Below are 20580 nucleotides of genomic sequence, written 5' to 3' on the forward strand. Positions count from 1 at the left end.
CCGTGTGATGGGAAGCAAGAGGCCGGGCGACCACACTGGATTGCACAGGGCCTGCAGCCCCTCCCCGGCCGCAGAACCCCACCGTCCAGGAGTCCGCATCATGTTGTTCCAGTTCTGCAGCCGCCAGCACCACGCTTCCCAAGCCACACAAGCCGCCCCGCGTGTCGGCACACGCCCGGCTGCGGCCAGCAGCATCCCGGCACAGGACAAGGCCGAGGGCTGCGGCTGGTATGAGTCCAGCTACGAGCTGAACCGCGGCCTGGAGATCAGCGAAGCCCTGGATGAGCCGGCCCTGGGGCTGTGGTTCCCGCAGGCGACGGCGGCACGGCTTCACTGAAGCGCAGGGCGGAGCGTGCCGCTGCGGGTGTGCGGCGGTGCAGATCGCGCCGGGTGTAGAGCTGGTCCCGCCCCGAGAGCTGGCGCGAGAGCTCCATCATCAGCTCATGGCTGCGGGAGCGCGGTGCCGCCAGCGGCAGCAGCAGCAGGCCCGCCGCCAAGCCGGCAGCCAGCCAGCGGGGCTGCAGCGCCCGCAGCTCAGACGTCCCGGCCAGGGCCCAGGCGCTGGCCAGGCCCCCCAGGGCAAAGCCGGCGGCCACCTCGGAATGCGAGTGCGCCCCCACCTCGATGCGCGACCAGGCCACCAGGGCCGCCACCATATAGCCCGCCAGCAGGGCCAGCTTGCGGCGCAGGCCGCGCGGGTCGGGGCGGCCACCCGCCGCCAGGCTGACCCAGGCGAGCAGTGGCAGGCATAGCGCGGCGCACAGGGCATGGCCCGAGATGCCGGTGAAGTCCCCGCGCGCCGAGCCCAGACCCCAGCCCATGAAGGCCAGCTTGCTGCCGGCGGTCAGGGTGGCCGCCAGGGCGGCGGCAGCGGCCCAGCGCAGCACCAGGCGCGTCTGCGCCGCCGACTTCCACAGCCACAGCGAGGCGGCGGCCGCCAGGGGCAGCAGGATCTGCATCTCACCCAGACGGGTCAGCAGCAGCCAGGCACGGGCCGCGTCGGGGTGGAACAGGGTGTCGGACAGCATGGGGGGCCATGCTAGCCGCTGCGGCAGCGGGGCTTGGTGACAAGCCGGCGCCCCGCGGGCGCTGAGCCCGGGGCGGGCTCAGGCCAGCTGCAGATGCCGGACCCGGGCGACGCGCGGCTCGGTGGGCGGCGTGGCCAGCCCAAAGTCCTCGGCCGGCATGGGGCGGCCATAGAGCCAGCCCTGGGCCCAGTCGCAGCCCTCGCGCTGGAGCCAGGCGGCTTGTTCAGCGGTTTCCACGCCCTCGGCCAGCACGTCCATGCCCAGGCTGTGCGCCAGCACGATCACGGTGCGGGCGATGGCCGAGGCATTGCTGTCGGCGCCCAGCTCGGTGACAAAGCTGCGGTCCACCTTGAGCGTCTGCACCGGCATGCGCTTGAGATAGGACAGCGAGGAGTAGCCGGTGCCGAAGTCGTCGATGGCGATGCGCACACCGCGGGCCGTGATCTGGGTCAGCAGCTCGATGGTCTGCTCGGCATCCTCCAGCACCAGGCTTTCGGTCACCTCCAGCTCCAGGGCCCGGGGCGGGCAGCCGGTGTCGGCCAGGATGGCATCCAGGCTCTGCACGAAATCACCCTGGCGCAGCTGGCGCGCCGAGACATTGACGGCCACCTGCTGGGGCTTGCCTTCCTGGCCCTGCCAGCGGGCGGCCTGGGCGCAGGCCTGCTCCAGCACCCAACGGCCGATGGGAATGATGAGACCGGTTTCCTCCGCCAGGGGAATGAACTCCGCCGGCGAGATGGGGCCGCGCGTGGGGTGGCGCCAGCGCAGCAGGGCCTCGGCGCCGATCAGCGCGCCATCCGACAGGCGCACCTGGGGCTGGTATTCCAGACGGAACTGCGCCGCCTCATTGGCCTGGCGCATGGCGTGGGTGAGCTCGAAGCGCTGCTGCACCGCCTGGGTCAGCTCGGGCCGGTAGGCCTGCACCGAGTTGCGGGCATGCACCTTGGCGCGGCACATGGCGGCCTCGGCGTTGCGCAGCAGTTCGTCCACATCCTGGCCGTCGGCCGGATAGATGGCCAGACCGATGCTGGCGCCCAGATTGAAACGATGTGAGCCCACCATGATGGGCTCGTCCATGGACTGGATCAGGCGATCGCCCAGGCGCATGGAGGTTTCCTCGTCCACCAGGCCGGAGAGCATGACCACGAACTCGTCCGCGCCGACCCGGGCCACCGAGTCGCTGGCTCGCACCACGCCCAGAAAGCGGGACGCCGCCTCCTTGAGCACCGCGTCGCCGGCGCCATGGCCGACGATGTCGTTCACATCACGGAAGCCGTCCAGGTCGATGTAGAGCACGGCCACGCGGGTCTGGTCACGCTGGGCATTGCCGATCTGGCGGCCGATGCGGTCGCGCAGCAGGGCCTTGTTGGGCAGGCCGGTCAGACGGTCGTGCAGGGACTGGTGCAGCAGCTCGGCCTCCGTGCTCTTGAGCTTGGAGATGTCGCTGAGCACCAGCAGATGCTGCAGCGGGCTGGAGCTGCTGGGCTGCACCCGCACCATGGTGGCCCAGACGGGAATGGGTTCGCCGTCGCGGCGACGCAGCATGAGCTCGCCGCACCATTTGTCCTCGGCGTCCAGGCTGGCCCAGAGCTGCTCCAGCACCTCGGGCTGCTGCTCGCCCAGGCACAGGGGCTGGGGCATCTGGCCCATCACATCACGCAGATCGTGGCCGCTGATGATGGAGAAAGCGGGATTGGCATCCACGATGCGCGCCTGCTCGTCCAGCAGCAGGATGCCCTCGGCGCAGTGCTCGAAGACCACGGCCGCGCGGCGCAACTCCTCCAGCGCCATCTGCAGCTCGGTCATGTCGCGCGCCACGCCCAGCACGCCCAAGGCTTCGCCGTCCGCCGAGACCGGCGCCTGCTGCATGTCCAGACACAGACGGATGCCGTCGCTGCCACGGGCCCAGGCCCGGCCCTGCTCCGGCAGGATCTGGGCCAGGTCGGCGTCGCGCTTGCCCTGAAGCTGGGCCTCGCTGAGCCCGATCAGGCGCTCGAAGGCCGGATTGCAGGCCTCGTAGACCCCGTCCTGGTCCTTGAAGAACACGCCGTCGGGAATGGCATTGAGCAGGGCCGCCAGACGGCTGCGCTCACGCTTGACGCGCTGCAGCTCCAGCTTGCGCAGGCGCAGACGCAGGCGCTGACGGCGCAGCAGCACCAGACCCAGGCCCATGGCCAGCGCGCCCAGCAGGGAGGCGGCGCCCAGCCACAGCTGGGGGTTGGAGAAGTCCATGGGGCCGCTGAATGCCGCGGCCCAGCCCTCACCCCCGTGGGGGTGGGCCAGCAGCGTCCCGGGCAAGGCCAGGGCCGGCAATGCAGGCCAGCGCGGATGGCGCAGGCTTGAGATCAGGCTCATGGGCGAACACACCTTATCGGTCGCACAGCCAGACGTTCGTGACGCCCGCGCGACCTGTTATTGCCAGATGCACCCGTTACCGCCGGGTGTTCCCTCGTATTCGGCGTTTCGGGAGTGTCGGGGCCCCGCTTTAGCCTGGCTAGGGATCACAGGCTCATGCCGAGCCGGGTTCCCTGCAATATTGCACGCTTGGCATCCAGTTCCGCCGCCTCGGAGGCACCACCGATCAGATGCACCGAGACGCCGGCCGCGCGCAGCGGTGCCTCCAGCTCGCGCTGCGGCACCTGGCCGGCGCACAGCACGATGCTGTCCACCGCCAGGCATTGCAGGTCCTCGCGGCGCTCGCCAAAGCTGATCCACAGGCCTTGTTCGTCGATGGACTCGTAGTTCACGCCCGCGAGCATCTGCACCTGGGCCATCTTGAGCGCCGCGCGGTGAATCCAGCCCGTGGTCTTGCCCAGGCTCGCACCCGGCTTGCCGGCGCGGCGCTGCAGCAGGGTCACCTGGCGCGCAGGGGCCTGGGGCTGGGGTGCCAGCAGGCCGCCGCGGGCCTGGGCGGTGTCGCCCACGCCCCAGTGGCGGCGCCAGGCCGGCGCGTCCAGGGCCAGGGAATGGCCGGCCTCGACCAGGTACTCGGCCACATCGAAGCCGATGCCGCCCGCCCCCACCACGGCCACGCGCTGGCCCACGGGCTTGCCGTGCCGCAGCACATCGATATAGCTCAAGACCTGACCCCGCGCCTCGCCCTCGGCCTGGCCGGGGATGCGCGGGTTGCGCGGGCTCACGCCGGTGGCCAGCAGCACCTCGTCAAAGCCCTGCAGCGCATCCAGGCCCACGCGCTGGTTCAGGCGCAGCTCGACGCCGGCGCGCGCCAGGCGCTGGCCGAAGTAGCGCAGGGTTTCCTGAAACTCCTCCTTGCCGGGGATGCGCTTGGCCATATTGAACTGACCGCCAATCTCGGCCGCCGCGTCGAAGAGCGTGACCGCGTGGCCGCGCTCGGCCAGGGTGCAGGCCGCCGCCAGACCCGAGGGGCCCGCCCCCACCACGGCCACGCGCTTGGGCCCCTGCCCCGCCGGCCGGGGCATGGGGCGCAGCAGGGTTTCGTGGGCGGCGCGCGGATTGACCAGGCAGCTGGCGATGCGCTGCTTGAACACATGGTCCAGACAGGCCTGGTTGCAGGCGATGCAGGTGTTGATCTCGGGGGCCCGGTTCTCGCGGGCCTTGCGCACGAACTCGGGGTCGGCCAGAAAGGGCCGCGCCATGCTCACCATATCGGCGTCACCCTGGGCCAGCAGGTCCTCGGCCACCTCGGGGGTGTTGATGCGGTTGCTGGTGATGAGCGGGATGTTGATGCCCTCGGCCCGCAGCTGCTCGCGCAGCTGGCGCGTGACCCAGGCAAAGCCGCCACGCGGCACGCTGGTGGCGATGGTGGGAATGCGCGACTCGTGCCAGCCGATACCGGTGTTGATCAGGGTGGCGCCAGCCTTGACCACGCCGCGCGCCAGCTGCAGGACCTCGTCCCAGCTGCTGCCCTGGGGCACCAGGTCCAGCATGGAGAGGCGGTAGATGATGATGAAGTCCGGACCCACGGCCTCGCGCATGCGCGCCAGGATCTCCAGCGGCAGGCGCATGCGGTTCTCGTAGGCACCGCCCCAGCCGTCCTGGCGCTGGTTGGTGGCCGCCACCAGGAACTGGTTGATGAAATAGCCCTCGGAGCCCATCACCTCCACGCCGTCGTAGCCGGCCTCGCGGGCCAGCTGGGCGCAGCGCACGAAGGCACGGATCTGGCGCTCGATGCCGCGTGCCGAGAGCTCGCGCGGCGTGAAGGGCGTGATGGGCGACTTCAGGGCCGAGGGCGCGACGGCCAGCGGGTGGTAGCCATAGCGGCCGGTGTGCAGGATCTGCAGCGCGATCTTGCCGCCTTCGGCATGCACGGCCTGGGTGATGGGCTGGTGGCGCCGGGCGGCGCCGCGTGTGGCCAGGGTACCGGCGAAGGGCTTGGTCCAGCCCTCGATATTGGGGGCATAGCCGCCGGTCACGATCAGGCCCACCTCGCCGCGCGCGCGCTCGGCGAAATAGGCCGTGAGCCGCTCCACATGGCGGCGGCTGTCTTCCAGGCCGGTGTGCATGCTGCCCATCAGCACGCGGTTGCGCAGGGTGGTGAAGCCCAGGTCCAGCGGGGCGAGCAGATGGGGATAGGGATGACTCATGGGGGCGCGATGCTAGCAGCCAGGGGGGCCGCCCTGGCGCCGCAATCTATCCAAGCTGTCCGCCCGCCAGCCTGGGGAAAGTGCCCATGGCGCCGAGACGGCGCTCCCGCGGCATCAGCCCAGCCCGCCGCCGAGGCGATGGATGAGCAGACCCGGCGCGGCACCGCTCTCGACACAGGCCAGCCCCAGGTGCCGGGCCATGCGGCGCAGGGCCGGATGGCCGTGATGACACAGCAGGCTGCGGCAATCGGCCAGGGCCGTATCGCCCAGGGCGGCGGCCAGCAGCCGGGTGGCCACGGCATGACGACGGACGGGTGCGGCCACGCTCAGCGCCAGCTCCCAGACACCCGGCCGCCGCGTGCGCACCAGCTGGATCGCGCCCACCAGATGGTTCTCGGGGCCGGCCCAGGCGCCCATCCAGCGGTCCCGCTGCCAGGGAATGCGATGCACCCAGGCCAGGAGGGCCTCGTCGCCGAGCGACTGGCCAAAGCGGGCATGACGGTCCGGCTCATCCAGGGCCAGCAGGTGCAGGCCCAGGGCATGGACGTGGCGCGCGTCCAGCACGCCCAGCTCAATCGGCAAGTGCGACATAGACCAGGCTCGCGGAGGTGCACAGCCGGCGCTCGCCGGTGCCAGGACACTCGGCCCACATGCTGGCCGCCACGCGGATGGAGCGCCGCCCCTGCTCAAGCACCTGGGCGCAGACCTCGACCACATCGCCGACACGGGCCGGCGCCACAAAGTCCATGCGCTCGCTGCTGGCCATGACCACCGGGCGCCGCACCCGCCGGCTCGCCGCCACAAAGCCCGCCTTGGCGATCCAGGCCATGGCGGGCCCGCCATGCAAGAGGCCGCGGTGATTGGCATGACCGGGAAACACGATCTCGGTCACGCGGACCACGGCGGCATCCGGCTCCGGGGGCTGCGGCAGGGGCGGTGGCACGACCAGGAGCGGCTCGCCCTCGGTCTCGGCCCGGCGCACCATGACGAATTCACCGGACAGGCAGAGCTGGCGCTCGCCGCTGAGCAAGTCCTCGGCAAAGAGCTCCAGGCCGATCGTGGCCGAGCGTTGCCCGCGCCGCCCGACCCGCGCCTGGCATTCGGCCACCTGACCGGCTGGCACCGGGGCGGCAAAGTCCAGACGCCCCACGGCACCCGTGACCACGGTGCCACGCAGCACGCGGCTGCCCAGGATGAAGGCCAGACGGTCCAGCATGGACAGGGCGGCCCCGCCGAACAGGGTGCCATGGTGATTGGACTGTTCGGGCCAGACCATGTCCACCACGGTCAGGGCCGGCAAGAGCGCATCGCCCGGCCGGGAGATTGCGGCCGCAGACACCGCATCATCGGAACAATGAAGAGACAAGAGACACCTCCGGAAAAGGAGGCGGGGACAGGTCTTTGCAGACCCGGCAAGACAGGTCGCCGCGGCCTCCCTGACAGGAGGCTGCGGACAGCCATGAGTTCTTGCTCCAGGACACCCCGCCCGGCACAACACAATCGCCCGGTGGCAGGTCTCCTGGCTCTCGGGTCATCGTTCCCTGCCTGTCTTCCCGGCACAAGGCCAGTGACACAAGGGGGCAGGGATCTCGCCGATCACAGTTGCGGGGGCAGCCACAGCTTCGGCGCCGACCACCTGCTCGCGCAAGCCTGTCCGCATCCGTTCTGTCGTTCCCTTTTCATTCTCGCGGTGCTGCGAGAAACCGCCGGGCTCGCGCAGTCTAGCAGCCGCCTGCGCCGCAACTGTCGCTGCCGCCGGCCTGTGCGCTGCGCGATACCCCGGAACCGTCCCGGTGCTGCGATCCGGACAAGAATGGCACCATGCAAGAGCAAGCACAAAGCGCCGGTGCAGACCGCGGCCAGGGCCTGGCCTTGGCGCTGGGCCTGGGCACCATCCTGGTGTGGGGCCTGAATTTCCCGCTGCAGAAGACCCTGTTCCAGGCCATGGGGCCGGAGGGCTTTCTGTTTCTGCGCTATCTGCTGATGCCGCTGTGCGCCGCCGGACTGCTGTGCTGGCGCTACGGCCGGCACTGGCCGCGTCTGTCGCGCGCGGACTGGGGCGCCCTGCTGCGCCTGGGCCTGATCGGCCAGGGCCTGCATCTGGCCCTGGCCAGTTACGGGGTGCACTGGTCCACCGCCTTCTCCAGCTCGGTGCTGCTGGCCTGCGGGCCGGTCTTCACCCTGCTGATCCGGCGCGCCAGCGGCATCGAGATCCTGAGCCGGGCCCAGGTGGCGGGGGTGGCGGTGGCGGCCGCGGGCGCCCTGCTCTTCATGTCGGACAAGCTGATGGCCGCCCAGTGGACCGCCAGCGGCGGCGATCTGGTGCTGCTGGTCGCCGCCGCGCTGTTCAGCTATTACACGGTGGCCAGCAAACCCCTGATCGAGCGCCATGGTGGCGTGCTGGTGATGTGCCTGGCCACCCTGATCGCCAGCCTGCCGGTGCTGGCCCTGAGCGCCCCGGCGGCCGCGCGGGTGGACTGGGCCGGGCTCTCCCCCTGGCTGTGGCTGGGTGCGGCCTGGGCCATCCTGGCCAGCGGCTTCGCCGGCTGGCTGGCCTGGGGCTATGTCAACGAGCGGCGCGGCGTGGCGCGCACGGCACCGCTGATCTACCTGATGCCGCCCATCGCGGGCCTGTCGGCCTGGCTGAGCACGGGCGAGAGCTTCAGCGCCGTCAAGCTGCTGGCCGCCACCATCACCCTGGGCGGCGTGGCGATGGCGCAGTTTGCCAACCGGGCGCGGCCCATCCCGAGCGGCGAGCCGGAGTAGGCGCCATGCCAGCCGCGAACATCGGCCGGCTTCAGGCCCCCGAATCGTCGACCGGGTCGCTGCTGCGGCGCTTGAACCCGGCCTTGGCCGCGTACATGCGGGCATCGGCCGCCGCCATGGCCTCCTGCAGGGGCTGGGAAGCCTGCAGCCGCATGGCGCTGCCCAGGGCCACGCCGACGTGGACGCGGGCGCCGTCCGGCAGCAGGATGTGCTCGGACAGCAGGCGCTGCTGCAGGGCCGCCAGCTCGCTGTCCACGCGCTCCTGATCGAACCCGGGCAGGATGAAGAGAAACTCGTCGCCGCCCAGGCGGAAGGCCTCGGCCTGCGGCCACTGGGCCCGCGCGAGCCGCGCAAAGCCCTGAATCAGCGCATCACCGGCGGCATGTCCATGGCCGTCGTTGACGCGCTTGAGGTTGTTCATATCGGCCATCACCACCGCCTGCGGAAAGCCGCTCGCCCCGATGAGATCGGCCTTGTGGCTGAAGTAATTGCGGTTGTGCAGGCCGGTGAGGCTGTCGGTGTAGAGCAGGTGCTCGCGCTCGCTGAGGAACTGGTTCAGGGCGCGCTGGTGGATCAGCTTGCGCGCCGTCCTGAGCGCAAACACCGTCAGCAGCAGCAGGGCGGCCGCCAGCAGGCTGAGCATCCACAGCAGGCGCTGGCGGCCGGCGTGGTTCAGGGAGGGCACGGTCTGCAGACCCTCGAACTTCATGTCCTCGAAGTCGATGAGGGGGATCACCTTGTCCATGATCGCGGCCAGTTCGGGCTGGCGCTTGCTCACGCCGAAGTAGATGTAGGAGTCCTTGGAGGTGATGCCGCGCTTGATCAGGTCGGTGTAGCCCAGACCGTTGATGTAGAACTCCACCACCGTGGGGTTCTCGATCATGTAGTCGGCCCGTCCCTCACGCAGGGCCACCAGGGACGCCTCCACGCTGGCGGTCCTGACCAGGCTCAGCGCCTTGAGGTTCTTGCGCAGATACTCCCCATGCCAGAAGCCCTCGACGACGGCCACCCGCTGGCCCTCCAGGTCGTAGATGTCCTGCACCGGCGGCATGGACTTTCGGCCCACGATGATGTCGCGCTCCGTGCTGATGGGGCGAGGAAAGTGGAAATGGGCCAGGCGCTCCTCCGTCTTGGCCATGTTCAGCACATGCACCTGGCCGGCCCGGGCCTGTTCCAGCAGCTCGGAGAAGCTGCCCTGCCGGACCTGGATGCGCAGACCGATCAGATCGCTGATGCGCTGCAGGGTCACGCCCATGATGCCCGCGTAGCGCCCCTGGTCGTTGTAGTCGAAGGGCAGATAGTCCTCGGCCACACCCACCACCACCGGCTGCTCGCGGTCCAGCCAAAGCATCTCGGCCTCGCTCAGACGCAGCTGCTTGCGCATGTAGTGCCGGTCGGCCTCGGCCGCCTTGGCCAGCAGGACCTCGCGCCGCTGCTGGAGATAGCTGTCGATCAGGCCCGCCAGCAGCACCTGATCGCGCGCCACGGCAAATCGCATGTCCGAGGTGATGGTTCTGAGCTGTGCCACCACCTGCAGGGTGGGGAACTGCTGCAGGAACTCGATCACCACGCTGCCGCCGGAGGTGACGAAACCATCCACCTCGCGCTGCTGCAGGGCCCGCAGGGCCGCCGCCGGATCGGCATAGGTCTGCGGGCGGAATCTGATATTGGGGTACTCGCTGGCCAGGCGATCGATCGCGAAGTCGCTGGTCTGGAAGGCCACCTGGCGCGCATCCAGATCGCCCAGGGTCTGGACGCCGGAGTCCTTGCGCGCGAAGACCACATAGGGATACTGCAGCACGGCGCGGGTGAAGCGCATGATGCGCTCGCGCTCGGCCGTCTGGTTCACGCCATAGATCAGGTCCAGCTCGCCGTTGACGAAACGCTGGTAGGCGTCATCCCAGCTCTTGACCTCGGCGGCCACGATGCGCAGGCCCAGCTGCTCGCGCATATCGGCCAGCATGGCCGGCAGCAGACCCTGTCGGCGCCCGCGGAACTCGAAGCTGTCGCTGCCCGCGAAGGGGTCGAAGCCCACGCTCAGCGTGCGCCCGGCCTGGCTGCGTACCCAGGCTTGCTGTTCGGCGTCCAGCTGCACAGCCGATGCCTGGGCACAGACGGGAAGTGGCAGCAACACGATCAGCATCAGCATCAGCAGCAAAGCGCTGCACCGGGCAAGCCCGGCGCGGGCGACGGGCCCCAGTGGCAACAGAACTGCTGGCGCTTTGTCTAAGGGCATGGATGCAAGGCGTGGCACCAGTCATCCTAGTCGATAGCCGACAGCCGGCGCGACACCTGGCCAGAGCCGGATGACCCTGGCTCGGCGCGGCCGGCTTGTGCCTTGGCCGCATAAGCTACTGCATTCCCCTCATGGGCAGGGGTGGGCCCGGGGCGCGACAATCCCCGGCATGAAACCCGCACTCTCTGCGCTGGCCCTCGCGCTGGCACTCATCGCCCCGGTCGCCCAGGCGACCGCTCCCGCCACCGCCGCCCAGGCCATCGCCTGGCTGCCGGCTGCCGCCGATGCCGATATCGAGCGCGCATTTGCCCAGGCCCGCAGCGAGAAGAAGCCGGTGCTGCTGTACTGGGGCGCCAAGTGGTGCCCGCCCTGCAACCAGCTCAAGGCCACGCTGTTCAAGAGCCAGGACTTCATCCAGCAGACGCGCGCCTTCGTGGCCGTGAATATCGATGGCGACCTGCCCGGCGCCCAGAAGCTGGGCGCGCGCTTCAAGGTGCGCGGCTATCCCACCCTGATTCTCTTCAGCCCCGAAGGCCAGGAACTGACCCGCCTGCCCGGCGAGGCCGAGGCGCCCCAGGTGCTCCAGGTGCTGCAGCTGGGCCTGGCCGGTGGCCGCCCGGTCAAGGCCGTGCTGACGGACGCCCAGGCGGGCAAGAAGCTCAGCGCCAACGAATGGCGCCTGCTGGGCTTCTACTCCTGGGAGACCGATGAACAGCAGCTGGTAGCACCCACCGAACGCACGGGCCTGCTAGTGCAGCTGGCAGCGGGCGCACAAGGCGGCGGCGCCGACGCCGACACGGTCAACCGCCTCTGGCTCAAGGCCCTGGCGGCCAGCACCAGCGGCCAGGGCGTGAAGGCCGATGCGGCCTTGCGCGAGAGGGTGCGCGGCATTCTGAACAACCCCGTCCTGAGCCGGGCACACGCCGATGTGCTGACGGGCGAGGCCGCCGATATCGTGCGTGCCCTGCAGCCCGAGGCCGGCGCCGAGCGCCAGAGCCTGGTGGCCCTCTACGACAGCGCCTTGCGCCGCCTGGAGGCCGATGCCAGCCTCTCGCGCGCGGACCGCAGCTCGGCCATGATCGGCCGGGTGCGCCTGGCCCGCATGGACCAGGCGGCCGACGCCTTGAGCCCCAAGCTGCCGGCCGAGCTGCTGGCCGATGTGAAGGCCCATGCCGCCCGCGCCGACCGCGAGGTCACCGAGGGCTACGAGCGCCAGGCCGTGATCACCTCGGTGGCCTATCTGCTGGGCCAGGCCGGGCTGTGGAAGGAGAGCGACGATCTGCTCAAGGCCAGCCTGGCCAAGAGCCACTCGCCCTACTACCTGATGAGCCAGCTGGGCGGCAATGCCCGCAAGCAGGGCCGCAAGGACGAGGCCCTGCGCTGGTACGAGGAAGCCTTCAACAAGAGCGAGGGCCCGGCCACCCGCCTGCAATGGGGCTCGGGCTATTTCGCAGCCCTGGTGGAACTGGCGCCGCAGGATGCGGCCAAGATCGAGAAGACCGCGGCCCAGCTTTTCAAGGAAGCCGGCCAGGACAAGGGCGCCTTCTATGAGCGCAGCGCCCGCTCCCTGCAGCGCGTGGGCGCCAAGCTGGCCAGCTGGAATGCCGAGGGCCAGCACCAGGCGGTGCTGAACCGCCTCCAGACCCAGCTCAACGGCATCTGTGCCAAGGTCGACACCGCCGACCAGCAGCGCGCCACCTGCGAGGGCCTGATCAAGGCCCCGGCCAAGAAGGCTTGAAGCCGGCCCGGCCGCCGGCGCTCAGGACCTGGGCGGCGGCGGCGGGCAAGGCGACAGCGGCAAGCCGGGTCCGGGCTGCGCCGGCCGCGTGGCCAGCCAGGCAGGCAGCTCGGCCGGCGGCAGGGCCGGTGCGAACAGCCAGCCCTGCAGCAGCTCACAACCCTCCCCGGCCAGGAAGCTGTGCTGGGCCGCGGTCTCCACCCCCTCCGCCACCAGGCTCTTGCCCAGACTGCGGGCCAGGCCGATCACGGCCCGGGTCAGGGCCGCATCCGGGCCATGGCCGGGCAGGCCGCGTATGAAGCTGCGGTCCAGCTTGAGCCGGCACACCGGCAGCTGCTGCAGATGCCCCAGCGATGAGTAGCCCATGCCGAAGTCGTCCAGGGCCAGCGGCACGCCCAGGGCCGCAATGCGCTCCAGCAGGTCCGAGGCCTGCTCGCGATGGGCCATGGCGGCGCTCTCGGTGATCTCCAGCTCCAGCATGCCCGCCGGCACGGCATGGGCCTGGAGCAGCTCGAGCAGGCGCTGCTCGAAGCCCGGCTGGCGCAGCTGGTGAGGCGAGACATTGACCGAAATCCGCAGCATGGCCTGACCTTGCTCGCGCCACTGGGCCAGCTGCGAGCAGGCCTGGACCAGCACCCAGTCACCCAAGGGCAGGATCAGACCACTGCTCTCGGCCACGGCAATCAGGCGGGCGGGGCTCACCTCCCCCAGCTCGGCATCGCGCCAGCGCAGCAAGGCCTCCAGGCCCACCACGTATCCCCCCTCGGCCGCCACCTGGGGCTGGTAGTGCAGACTCAGGCCGCCGCCGTCCGGGCATTGCAGGGCCAGCTTGAGCCGGGCCTGCAGGCGCAGCTTCTCCTCCACGCGCCGGGACATCGCGGCGTCGTAGACCGCATAGCAGCCGCGGCCCGCCTCCTTGGCGCGGTACATGGCCAGATCGGCACGGCGCATCAGGGTGTCGGCATCCTGACCATCGCGCGGCAGCAGCACGATGCCGATGCTGGCCCCCGGCGTGAGTTCGTGGTGCTGCTGGCGCCAGGGCCGGGTCAGCACCTGGACCAGCTTTTCGGCCACCCGCAGCGCATGCTCGGCGTCCAGCAGCTCGGGCAGCAACACCGCGAACTCGTCCCCGCCCAGGCGTGCCAGCACATCGCTCTGGCGCAGAGAGCGCCGCATGCGACGCGCCACTTCCCTGAGCAGCGCATCGCCCACATGGTGGCCATGGCCGTCGTTGACCGACTTGAAGTCATCCAGATCGATGAGCAGCAAGGCGGTGGGCTGGCCGCTGCGGGCGCTCTGCTCCAGGGCGCGTCCCAGCAGCTCGCCGAACATTTGGCGGCTGTAGAGCCCCGTCAGGCCGTCGTGCATGACCTGGTGGCGCAGCTGCGCCTGCAAAGCCTGGAAGTGGCTCATGTCCCGGATCACCGCCAGGGTGCAGGGGCGCTGCTCGAAGCGGCACAGACCCAGGGAGATGTCCACCGGGCGCTCCCGCCCTTCGGCATGCCAGAGGTTCAGGGCCTGCACCCGACCCATGGCGCGGCTGTGGGGCGCGGCAAAGTAGGCCTGCAGATGCGCGCCATGACGGGCCCGCAAGGCCGGCGGCAGCAGCACGCTCAGGGCCTGCCCCTCCAGCGCCGCGGGCGCATGGCCGCTGAGCTCGTGCATGGCCTGATTGGCGCAGCAGATGAGACCCTCGCGGTCCACCACCAGCACCCCATCGGGCATCAGGTCTATCCAGCGCCGGCTGCCATCCCAGGGTTGAGGGGCCGGGGCCACACCCGAGCCGCCAGGCTCGGGCACCGGCATCAGGGCCAGTTCGGCGAATTCATCATCCGACCAGGGTTCGATACTCAAGGCAAAAACCTTTCAGTAGCCCCATGGTCCCCGACGCGCTGGTGCGCGCTCGGGCTTCGAAGTCAGGACGCCCTGCGGATCTCGCGACCGCGACCGGCGCCGCCACGGACGGCCAGCTTGTTGGAGGCGGCGATTTGGCCATCCCGCGCACCGTCGCAGACTTGCGCTGGATCAAGCGGCCTGGCGGGACTGAGCGCCGTGCGCGCAGTCCCGCCGCCGTGGCAGCGCCCGGCCAGCCAGGCCGGTGGGCGCCCAGCGCTCACTTCTTCAGCAGGCCCTCGGCCTCCAGCGCGGCCTGCACGGCCGGGCGGGCCGAGACGCGGGCGCGGAAGGCGGCCAAGTTGGCGAAGGGCGCCACGTCCACGCCCACGTACTGGCCCCAGTTGCTGACAGTGAAGAGGTAGGCGTCCGCCACCGTGAAGGTCTCGCCCATCAGATAGCTCTTGCCGGCCAGCTGCTGGTCCACGTACTTGAAACGCTCCAGCAGCTTGGCGCGGAACAGCGGCTTGGCCTCTTCCACCATGCCCGGGGTGAACAGGGGCGAGAAGCCCTTGTGCAGTTCGGAGGTGATGAAGTTCAGCCACTCCTGCAGGCGCACGCGCTCCCAGGAGCCGGCCGCCGGAGCCAGGCCGCTGGCGGGGGCCAGATCGGCCAGGTACTGCACGATGGCCGGGCCTTCGGTGAGGCGCTGACCGTTGTCCAGCTCCAGCACGGGCACCGAGCCCTTGGGGTTGATGGTGTAGAAGTCGGTGCCGTCCTGCAGCTTCTTGGTCTTGGTGCTGGCCAGCACCAGGTCGACATTCAGGCCCGCTTCGCGCGCCACGATATGGGGGGATAGGGAGCAGGCGCCGGGGCTGTAGTAGAGCTTCATGGGGTCTCCGTGTGAGTCGGGATTCAAGGGATCCGGCCGGCGGGCCGGCATCGTCGCGGCGACACGATACGATGAAACGCAAAAGCTTGCCGCCGCCCCATGAAGCCGACCGCCCTGCTCTGCTCACTCCTGCTGCTGGCCGCCTCGGCCCAGGCCCAGGATCTGGACGCGCTGTGGGACTACGCCCGACCCGCGCTGAGCGAGCAGCGCTTTCGCGCCGCCCTGGTCCAGGCCCAAGGGGATGAGGCCCTGATCCTGCAGACCCAGATCGCCCGCAGCCTGGGCCTGCGGCGCGATTTCGAGGGCGCCCGCGCCCTGCTGCTGAGCCTGGAACCCCAGCTGGCCACGGCCGGCCCTGAGGCACGCGTGCGCCAGGCCCTGGAGCTGGGCCGCAGCTTCATCTCGGCCAGCCACCCGCCCGCGCAGCGCACGCCCGAGGCCCGCGAGGCCGCCCGCCGCGCCTACCTCGCGGCCCTGGCCGAGGCGCGCGCGGCCGGCCTGGACGGCCTGGCCGTGGACGCGCTGCACATGATGGCTTTTGTGGACAGCGCGCCCGCCGATCAGCTGCGCTGGAACCGCGAGGCCCTGGCCCTGGCCGAGACCTCGCCGCAGCCGACGGCGCGGCGCTGGCGCGCCTCGCTGCAGAACAATCTGGGCCTGAGCCTGCGCGAGCTGGGCCGTCCGCAGGAAGCCCTGCAGGCCTTCCAGGCCGCGCTGGCGCTGCGCGAGCAGGAGGCGCCCGGTACGGATGGCGGCAGCCGCCTGCGCATCGCGCGCTGGATGGTGGCCCACCAGCTGCGCCTACTGGGCGAGACCGAGGCCGCCCTGACCCAGCAGCTGGCGCTGGAGCAGGCCTGCGCCGCGGCCGGCCAGCCCGATCCCTATGTGTTCGAGGAGCTGGAGATCCTCTACCGAGCGCGCGGCGACGCGGCGCGGGCCGCGCACTACGCGCAGCGGCGCGCCAGCACGCCGCCCTGAGCGCCTGGCGCGCCGGGCTCAGGGCTGCTGCTGGGGCTGGGTTTGCCCATCGTGCTTCTGGCGGGCGATGGCGCGGCTGTTGTGGTCCTGGCTGTGCTCCAGGCGGCGGGCCTCGCGGCGGCTGAGCTGGCCATCGGCCTCGGCACGCTGCTCCATGCGGGCCGTGTGCTGCTGCTGGCGCGCCAGGCGGTGCTGCTCGCGCGCCGTCAGCTGTCCTGTGCTGGAGGCTTCGGCCAAGCGCTGAGCCTGGCGCTCCTGACGCTGGTCGATGCGCTGCGCCATGCGCTCGGAGGCCTCGGTCTGGGCCTGAGCCAACCACGGGTTCAGGCCCAGCATCAGGCCCAGAGAGGCAGCGCGGAAGAAGGTGTTCATGAGAGCTTCCTGGAAGGGTTGAGGTGCTGCTTGAACCGGCATCCCGCCGGCCGGCTTACGAGGCCATGACCATGGCCCCGCGGCGCGCTCGGAATTGCAGGGCGCCGCGTAAGAGCGGGCGAGCTGGGCGGTTCAAGCGGCATCCTCGCTTGCGGGCCCCGGCCCGCCCCTTACCCACCATGCAAGCCGCCGCCCTCGCCGCCCACCGCTTCGGCTACAGCGAAACCAGCCTGCGCGGCCCTGGATCCGACCCCAGGGCCTGGGTGCTGGCCCAGTTCGCACCCGGCGCCCAGACGCCGTTTGATGCCAGCGGCCTGCTGGACGGCCCGGCCGCCCTGCGCCTGACGGGCGAGCTCCTGCGCGGCGCGGCCGCGTCCGCCGCCGCGGCCTCCGCCACCGAGATCCGCCCGGACGCGCAAGCCCTGGCCCTGCGCCGCGCCAACCGGGCTGCGCTGCAGCGGCGCTGGCAGCACATCATCACGACCGAGACCCCGGTGGCCGAGCGCTGGGTGCAGTTCTGGGCCAACCATTGCTGCGTGGCCGCCACCAAGGGCGCCACCCGCGCCCTGGTCTGGCCGCATGAGAACGAGGCCATCCGCCCGCTGGCCTTTGGCCGTTTCAGCGCCCTGCTGCGCGCCTCCACCCTGCACCCGGCCATGCTGCTCTACCTGGACAACGCCCAGTCCATGGGCCCGCAGTCCCGCGCCGGCCTGCGGCGCGAACGCGGGCTCAACGAGAACCTGGCGCGCGAGCTGCTGGAGCTGCACACCCTGGGCGTGAACGGGGGCTACAGCCAGGCCGATGTCACCGAGACCGCCCGGCTGCTGACCGGCTGGACCGTGCGCCTGCAAGGCGGCGACGGCCGCGCCAGCTTCCAGCCCGCCCTGCACCAGCCCGGCCCCAAGACCGTGCTGGGCCGGCGCTACCCCGAGGGCCCGGAGGCCCTGGATCAGCTGCTGCAAGACCTGGCCCTGCACCCGGCCACCGCCCGCCATCTGGCCGGCAAGCTGGCCCTGCATTTCGTCAGCGACACGCCGCCGCCGGCCCTGGTGGACGCCCTGGCGCGGCGCTGGCGCGAGAGCGGCGGCGATCTGCGCCAGGTGGCCCAGGCCTTGTTCGAGCATCCGGCCACCTGGTCGCCGCAGAACCCGCCCAAGCTCAAGCGCCCCGAGGAGCTTCTGCTCTCGGCCCACCGCCAGCTCAAGCTCCCCCTGGGAGAGCGGGAGCTGGATGCCGGCATGCAGACCCTCACGGCCCTGGGCCAGGCGCCCGGCCGCGCGCCCTCGCCCCAGGGCTGGCCCGACCGCAGCGAGGACTGGCTCTCGCCCGACGCCCTGCTCAAGCGCGTGCAATGGGCCGAGCGCTTCGCCCAGCGCCATGCCCAGGCCGCAGACGCCCGCGCCCTGGCCCGCCTGGCCCTGGGCGAGGACCTGGGCGAGAGCACCCGGCAGCAGATCGAGCGCGCCGCCGATGGCGCCCAGGCCCTGGCCCTGTGGCTGGCCAGCCCCGAGTTTCAACGCCGCTGAGGCCCACACCATGCCCCTCAAGCCCACGATGAATCCGGCCCGCCGCCAGCTGATGCAGCTGCTAGGCGCCGGTGCCCTGCTGCCCACCTGGCCGGCTCTGAGCCTGGCCGCGCCCGGCCCGGCCGAGGCGCCGCGCCTGGTGGTGATCATGCTGCGCGGCGCCCTGGACGGCCTGGCCGCCGTGCCGGTGCCGGGCGACCCCGCCTTCGCCACCTTGCGCGGCGAGCTGGCCCCCACGGGCGCCCTGCCCCTGGATGGCTTCTACGCCCTGCACCCGTCCCTGCCCACGCTGGCGCGCTGGTATGCCGAGGGCCAGCTGCTGGTTCTGCATGCCCTGGCCAGCCCCTACCGCGAGCGCTCCCACTTCGACGCTCAGCAGCAGCTGGAAAGCGGCGGCCCCCGCCCCTTTGCCCTGAGTACCGGCTGGTTGGGCCGGGCCCTGCAGGCCACGGGCCAGGGCGGCGTGGCCCTGAGCCCGGCCCTGCCCGTGGCCCTGCGCGGCGCAGACCAGGCCAGCTCCTGGACGCCCAGCCGCCCCGGCCCCGCAGACAGCGAGGACCTGCTGACCCGTGTGCAGCAGCTTTATGCCGGCGATGCCGCCCTGCACACTGCCTGGCAGCAGGCCATGGCCCAGCGCGATCTGGGCCGCATGGCCGGCGAGGAGCCCCCAGGCAATGGCTTTGCCGCCCTGGCCGAGCAGGCCGGGCGCTTTCTGGCCGCCGAGCGCGGCCCGCGTCTGGCCTGGCTGGAAAGCGGCGGATGGGACACGCACAACCAGCAGAGCAACCGCCTGGCCCGCCAGCTGGCCGGCCTGGACCAGGGCATGGCCGCCCTGCGCAGCGCCCTGGGCCCGCAATGGGCCCGCAGCACGGTGCTGGTGATGACGGAGTTCGGCCGCACGGCCCGGCCCAATGGCAGCGGCGGCACCGACCATGGCACGGGCGGCGTGGCCTGGCTGGCCGGCGGCGCCGTGGCCGGTGGCCGGGTGCTGGCCGACTGGCCGGGCCTGGGCAACCGCGAGCTGCTGGAGGCCCGCGATCTGCGCCCCACCCTGGACATCCGCGCCCTGCAGGCCGCCCTGCTGCAGCGCCAGTTCGGCCTGGGCCGCGCGGCCCTGGAGGGCGGTGTGCTGCCCGGCGCGCCGCGCGCGCTGGACGGCCTGTGGCGCGTTTGAAGTGCGTCTGAACTGCGCCATGATCACGGACACATCACCATGAAGAACCACCTGCTCTCTTCCGCTCTGCTGGCCCTGACGCTCACGACCCTGGGCAGCGCCGCCTGGGCGGGGCCGCCCACCGTGCCCGATCCTCAGGAGTGGGCACGCCTGAGCCCCGAGCAGCAGGCCCAGCGCCGCGCCGAGCTGCGCCAGCAGCTGGAGCGGCTGCCGCCGGCCGAGCGCCGCGCCTTCCGGGAAAAGCTGCGCGAGCGCCTGGAGACCCTGAGCCCCGAGCAACGCCAGGCCCTGGCGGCCCAGGCTCGCGAGCGCTGGCAGGCCATGCCACCCGAGGAACGCCGCCGCCAGGCCGAGGAACGCCGCGCCCAGATCCAGGCCATGAGTCCGGCCCAGCGCCGCGAACTGCTGCAGCAGCGCCGCGCCATGCTGGACAAGCTCAGCCCCGAGGAACGCCGCGCCCTGCGCGAGAAGCTGCCCAGCGAATGAGCGAGGCCCTGGACCCGCCCGGCAGCGCCGCGCCCCTGCGCTGGTGGTCGGCGGCGCGCGCGCGCCTGGGCCGCGCCGCCGGCACCCACGCGGGCGCAGAGGACTGGGCGCTGTGGCAGCGTGCCGGCGCCGGCGAGGCCGCCGCCGCCACGGCCCTGGTGCAGCGGCTCACACCCCAGGCCCTGGGCCTGGCGCGGCAGCTGCTGCGCCGCCACGAGGACGCCGAGGACATGGTGCAGGAGTCCTTTCTGCGCCTGTGGGGCAGCCGGCCCAGCGAGGCGCATGGCGCCAGCCTGGCCACCTTCTTCAACACCATCGTGATCAACCGCTGCAAGAGCCTGCTGGTCAAGCGCCGCGAACTGAGCCTGGAGCCCGAGACCCTGGAAGCCCTCAGCGAGGCCCTGCCCGCCCTCGATCAGCCGCTGCACGCCCGGGTCGAATCCGAGCTGCTGCAGCAGGCCTTGCAGCGCCTGCCGGCGCGCCAGCGCATGGCCCTGGCCCTGTGGGCCTATGCCGATGCCAGCGTGGCCGACATCGCCCAGACCCTGGGCCTGGGTGATCCCAATGCCGCCCACCAGCTCCTGCACCGTGCCAAGCAGTCGCTGCGACGCCAGTTGCAGACCCCGTCCCCCAGCCCGCAAGAAGCAGTACGCCCATGAAGCCCGAACACGACAGCGATCAGGATCTGCGCCACGCCCTGCGCCAGGCGGCGCCTCCCGGTGATAGCGAGGCCCTGCAGGCCCGTGTGCTGGCCCAGTGGCAGCAGCGACAACAGGCGGGGCGAGCCGGTACGCCGCTGCACGCGGGCCAGGGTCAGCTGACTATCGCCAGCTGGCGCGAGCACCCCATGCGCTGGTGGCTGCCCCTGGCCCTGGCGGCCAGCCTGCTGCTGCTGGCCTGGTGCAGCCGGCCCGACCCGGGCGTGCAGGAGCTGATGCAGCTGGACGTGCTGTCCCAGATCGCCATCGGCGAACTCTGAGCGCCGG

The 20580-nt window shown here is 71.4% G+C and carries 18 protein-coding genes and 1 riboswitch; of the genes, 9 read left to right on the forward strand and 9 right to left on the reverse strand.

Going from position 1 to position 20580, the window contains the following annotated elements; genetic code table 11:
- Nucleotides 1-100 precede the first annotated feature (100 nt).
- Nucleotides 101-337 carry a hypothetical protein gene (locus ACK5F2_RS09860; protein ID WP_409864385.1) on the forward strand — a complete coding sequence of 79 codons (237 nt, stop codon included), beginning with the start codon at nucleotides 101-103 and terminating at the stop codon, nucleotides 335-337.
- On the opposite strand, the gene ACK5F2_RS09865 is transcribed toward ACK5F2_RS09860, so the two are convergent.
- From ACK5F2_RS09865 to ACK5F2_RS09885, 5 genes are all read right to left on the reverse strand, one after another.
- Nucleotides 267-1028 carry a phosphatase PAP2 family protein gene (locus ACK5F2_RS09865; RefSeq protein WP_409864386.1) on the reverse strand — a complete coding sequence of 254 codons (762 nt, stop codon included), beginning with the start codon at nucleotides 1026-1028 and terminating at the stop codon, nucleotides 267-269. The two genes, ACK5F2_RS09860 and ACK5F2_RS09865, sit on opposite strands and share 71 nt — an antisense overlap.
- A gap of 78 nt (nucleotides 1029-1106) precedes the next feature.
- Nucleotides 1107-3383, reverse strand: a complete 2277-nt coding sequence (locus tag ACK5F2_RS09870; RefSeq protein WP_409864387.1) for an EAL domain-containing protein — start codon at nucleotides 3381-3383, stop codon at nucleotides 1107-1109.
- Between the two features lie 146 nt (nucleotides 3384-3529).
- On the reverse strand, nucleotides 3530-5593 hold the full coding sequence (locus ACK5F2_RS09875) for an FAD-dependent oxidoreductase (RefSeq protein WP_409864388.1): 2064 nt from the start codon (nucleotides 5591-5593) through the stop codon (nucleotides 3530-3532).
- Between the two features lie 114 nt (nucleotides 5594-5707).
- Complete coding sequence (locus ACK5F2_RS09880; RefSeq protein WP_409864390.1) at nucleotides 5708-6184, reverse strand: GNAT family N-acetyltransferase; 477 nt, start codon at nucleotides 6182-6184, stop codon at nucleotides 5708-5710.
- A complete protein-coding gene (locus ACK5F2_RS09885) occupies nucleotides 6165-6932 on the reverse strand; it encodes an acyl-CoA thioesterase (RefSeq protein WP_409864391.1) in 768 nt (255 codons plus the stop codon). Before ACK5F2_RS09885 ends, ACK5F2_RS09880 begins: the two co-directional genes overlap by 20 nt.
- Before the next feature lie 152 nt (nucleotides 6933-7084).
- Nucleotides 7085-7316, reverse strand: a riboswitch (cobalamin riboswitch).
- A gap of 98 nt (nucleotides 7317-7414) precedes the next feature.
- Here ACK5F2_RS09885 and ACK5F2_RS09890 point away from each other — a divergent pair.
- On the forward strand, nucleotides 7415-8359 hold the full coding sequence (locus tag ACK5F2_RS09890; protein WP_409864392.1) for a DMT family transporter: 945 nt from the start codon (nucleotides 7415-7417) through the stop codon (nucleotides 8357-8359).
- Nucleotides 8360-8390: 31 nt separating this feature from the next.
- Here the strand turns inward: ACK5F2_RS09890 and ACK5F2_RS09895 are convergent, their stop codons facing one another.
- The gene (locus ACK5F2_RS09895; protein ID WP_409864393.1) at nucleotides 8391-10508 is read right to left on the reverse strand and encodes a transporter substrate-binding domain-containing protein; all 2118 of its coding nucleotides are present in this window, start codon (nucleotides 10506-10508) and stop codon (nucleotides 8391-8393) included.
- A 256-nt stretch (nucleotides 10509-10764) separates the two neighbouring features.
- Between ACK5F2_RS09895 and ACK5F2_RS09900 the strand changes: the two genes are divergently transcribed.
- Nucleotides 10765-12333 carry a thioredoxin family protein gene (locus tag ACK5F2_RS09900; protein WP_409864394.1) on the forward strand — a complete coding sequence of 523 codons (1569 nt, stop codon included), beginning with the start codon at nucleotides 10765-10767 and terminating at the stop codon, nucleotides 12331-12333.
- Nucleotides 12334-12354: 21 nt separating this feature from the next.
- On the opposite strand, the gene ACK5F2_RS09905 is transcribed toward ACK5F2_RS09900, so the two are convergent.
- Together ACK5F2_RS09905 and gstA are read right to left on the reverse strand one after the other, a co-directional pair.
- Nucleotides 12355-14187 (reverse strand): putative bifunctional diguanylate cyclase/phosphodiesterase, encoded by a 1833-nt coding sequence (locus ACK5F2_RS09905; protein ID WP_409864395.1) that lies wholly within the window; start codon nucleotides 14185-14187, stop codon nucleotides 12355-12357.
- Between the two features lie 259 nt (nucleotides 14188-14446).
- A complete protein-coding gene (gstA, locus tag ACK5F2_RS09910; protein ID WP_409864397.1) occupies nucleotides 14447-15058 on the reverse strand; it encodes a glutathione transferase GstA in 612 nt (203 codons plus the stop codon).
- 99 nt (nucleotides 15059-15157) lie between these two features.
- On the opposite strand from gstA, the gene ACK5F2_RS09915 reads away from it, so the two are divergent.
- Nucleotides 15158-16036, forward strand: coding sequence for a hypothetical protein (locus ACK5F2_RS09915; RefSeq protein WP_409864398.1), 879 nt, complete (start codon nucleotides 15158-15160; stop codon nucleotides 16034-16036).
- A gap of 18 nt (nucleotides 16037-16054) precedes the next feature.
- Here the strand turns inward: ACK5F2_RS09915 and ACK5F2_RS09920 are convergent, their stop codons facing one another.
- Complete coding sequence (locus ACK5F2_RS09920; protein WP_409864400.1) at nucleotides 16055-16408, reverse strand: hypothetical protein; 354 nt, start codon at nucleotides 16406-16408, stop codon at nucleotides 16055-16057.
- Nucleotides 16409-16587: 179 nt separating this feature from the next.
- Here ACK5F2_RS09920 and ACK5F2_RS09925 point away from each other — a divergent pair, with 179 nt between their 5' ends.
- From ACK5F2_RS09925 to ACK5F2_RS09945, 5 genes are read left to right on the forward strand one after another with little or no spacing between them, the layout of a single operon-like run.
- Nucleotides 16588-17934, forward strand: coding sequence for a DUF1800 family protein (locus ACK5F2_RS09925; RefSeq protein WP_409864402.1), 1347 nt, complete (start codon nucleotides 16588-16590; stop codon nucleotides 17932-17934).
- Between the two features lie 10 nt (nucleotides 17935-17944).
- Nucleotides 17945-19108: a DUF1501 domain-containing protein gene (locus ACK5F2_RS09930; RefSeq protein ID WP_409864403.1), complete on the forward strand. Its 1164-nt coding sequence runs from the start codon at nucleotides 17945-17947 to the stop codon at nucleotides 19106-19108.
- Between the two features lie 39 nt (nucleotides 19109-19147).
- Nucleotides 19148-19594: a DUF3106 domain-containing protein gene (locus ACK5F2_RS09935; RefSeq protein WP_409864404.1), complete on the forward strand. Its 447-nt coding sequence runs from the start codon at nucleotides 19148-19150 to the stop codon at nucleotides 19592-19594.
- On the forward strand, nucleotides 19591-20253 hold the full coding sequence (locus ACK5F2_RS09940; RefSeq protein ID WP_409864405.1) for an RNA polymerase sigma factor: 663 nt from the start codon (nucleotides 19591-19593) through the stop codon (nucleotides 20251-20253). The genes ACK5F2_RS09935 and ACK5F2_RS09940 overlap by 4 nt, the downstream gene beginning before the upstream one ends.
- The gene (locus ACK5F2_RS09945; protein ID WP_409864406.1) at nucleotides 20250-20573 is read left to right on the forward strand and encodes a hypothetical protein; all 324 of its coding nucleotides are present in this window, start codon (nucleotides 20250-20252) and stop codon (nucleotides 20571-20573) included. Before ACK5F2_RS09940 ends, ACK5F2_RS09945 begins: the two co-directional genes overlap by 4 nt.
- The last annotated feature ends 7 nt before the right edge of the window (nucleotides 20574-20580 follow it).

The sequence above is a fragment of the Roseateles sp. genome (assembly GCF_046300915.1).
Classification (GTDB): Bacteria; Pseudomonadota; Gammaproteobacteria; order Burkholderiales; family Burkholderiaceae_C; genus Kinneretia.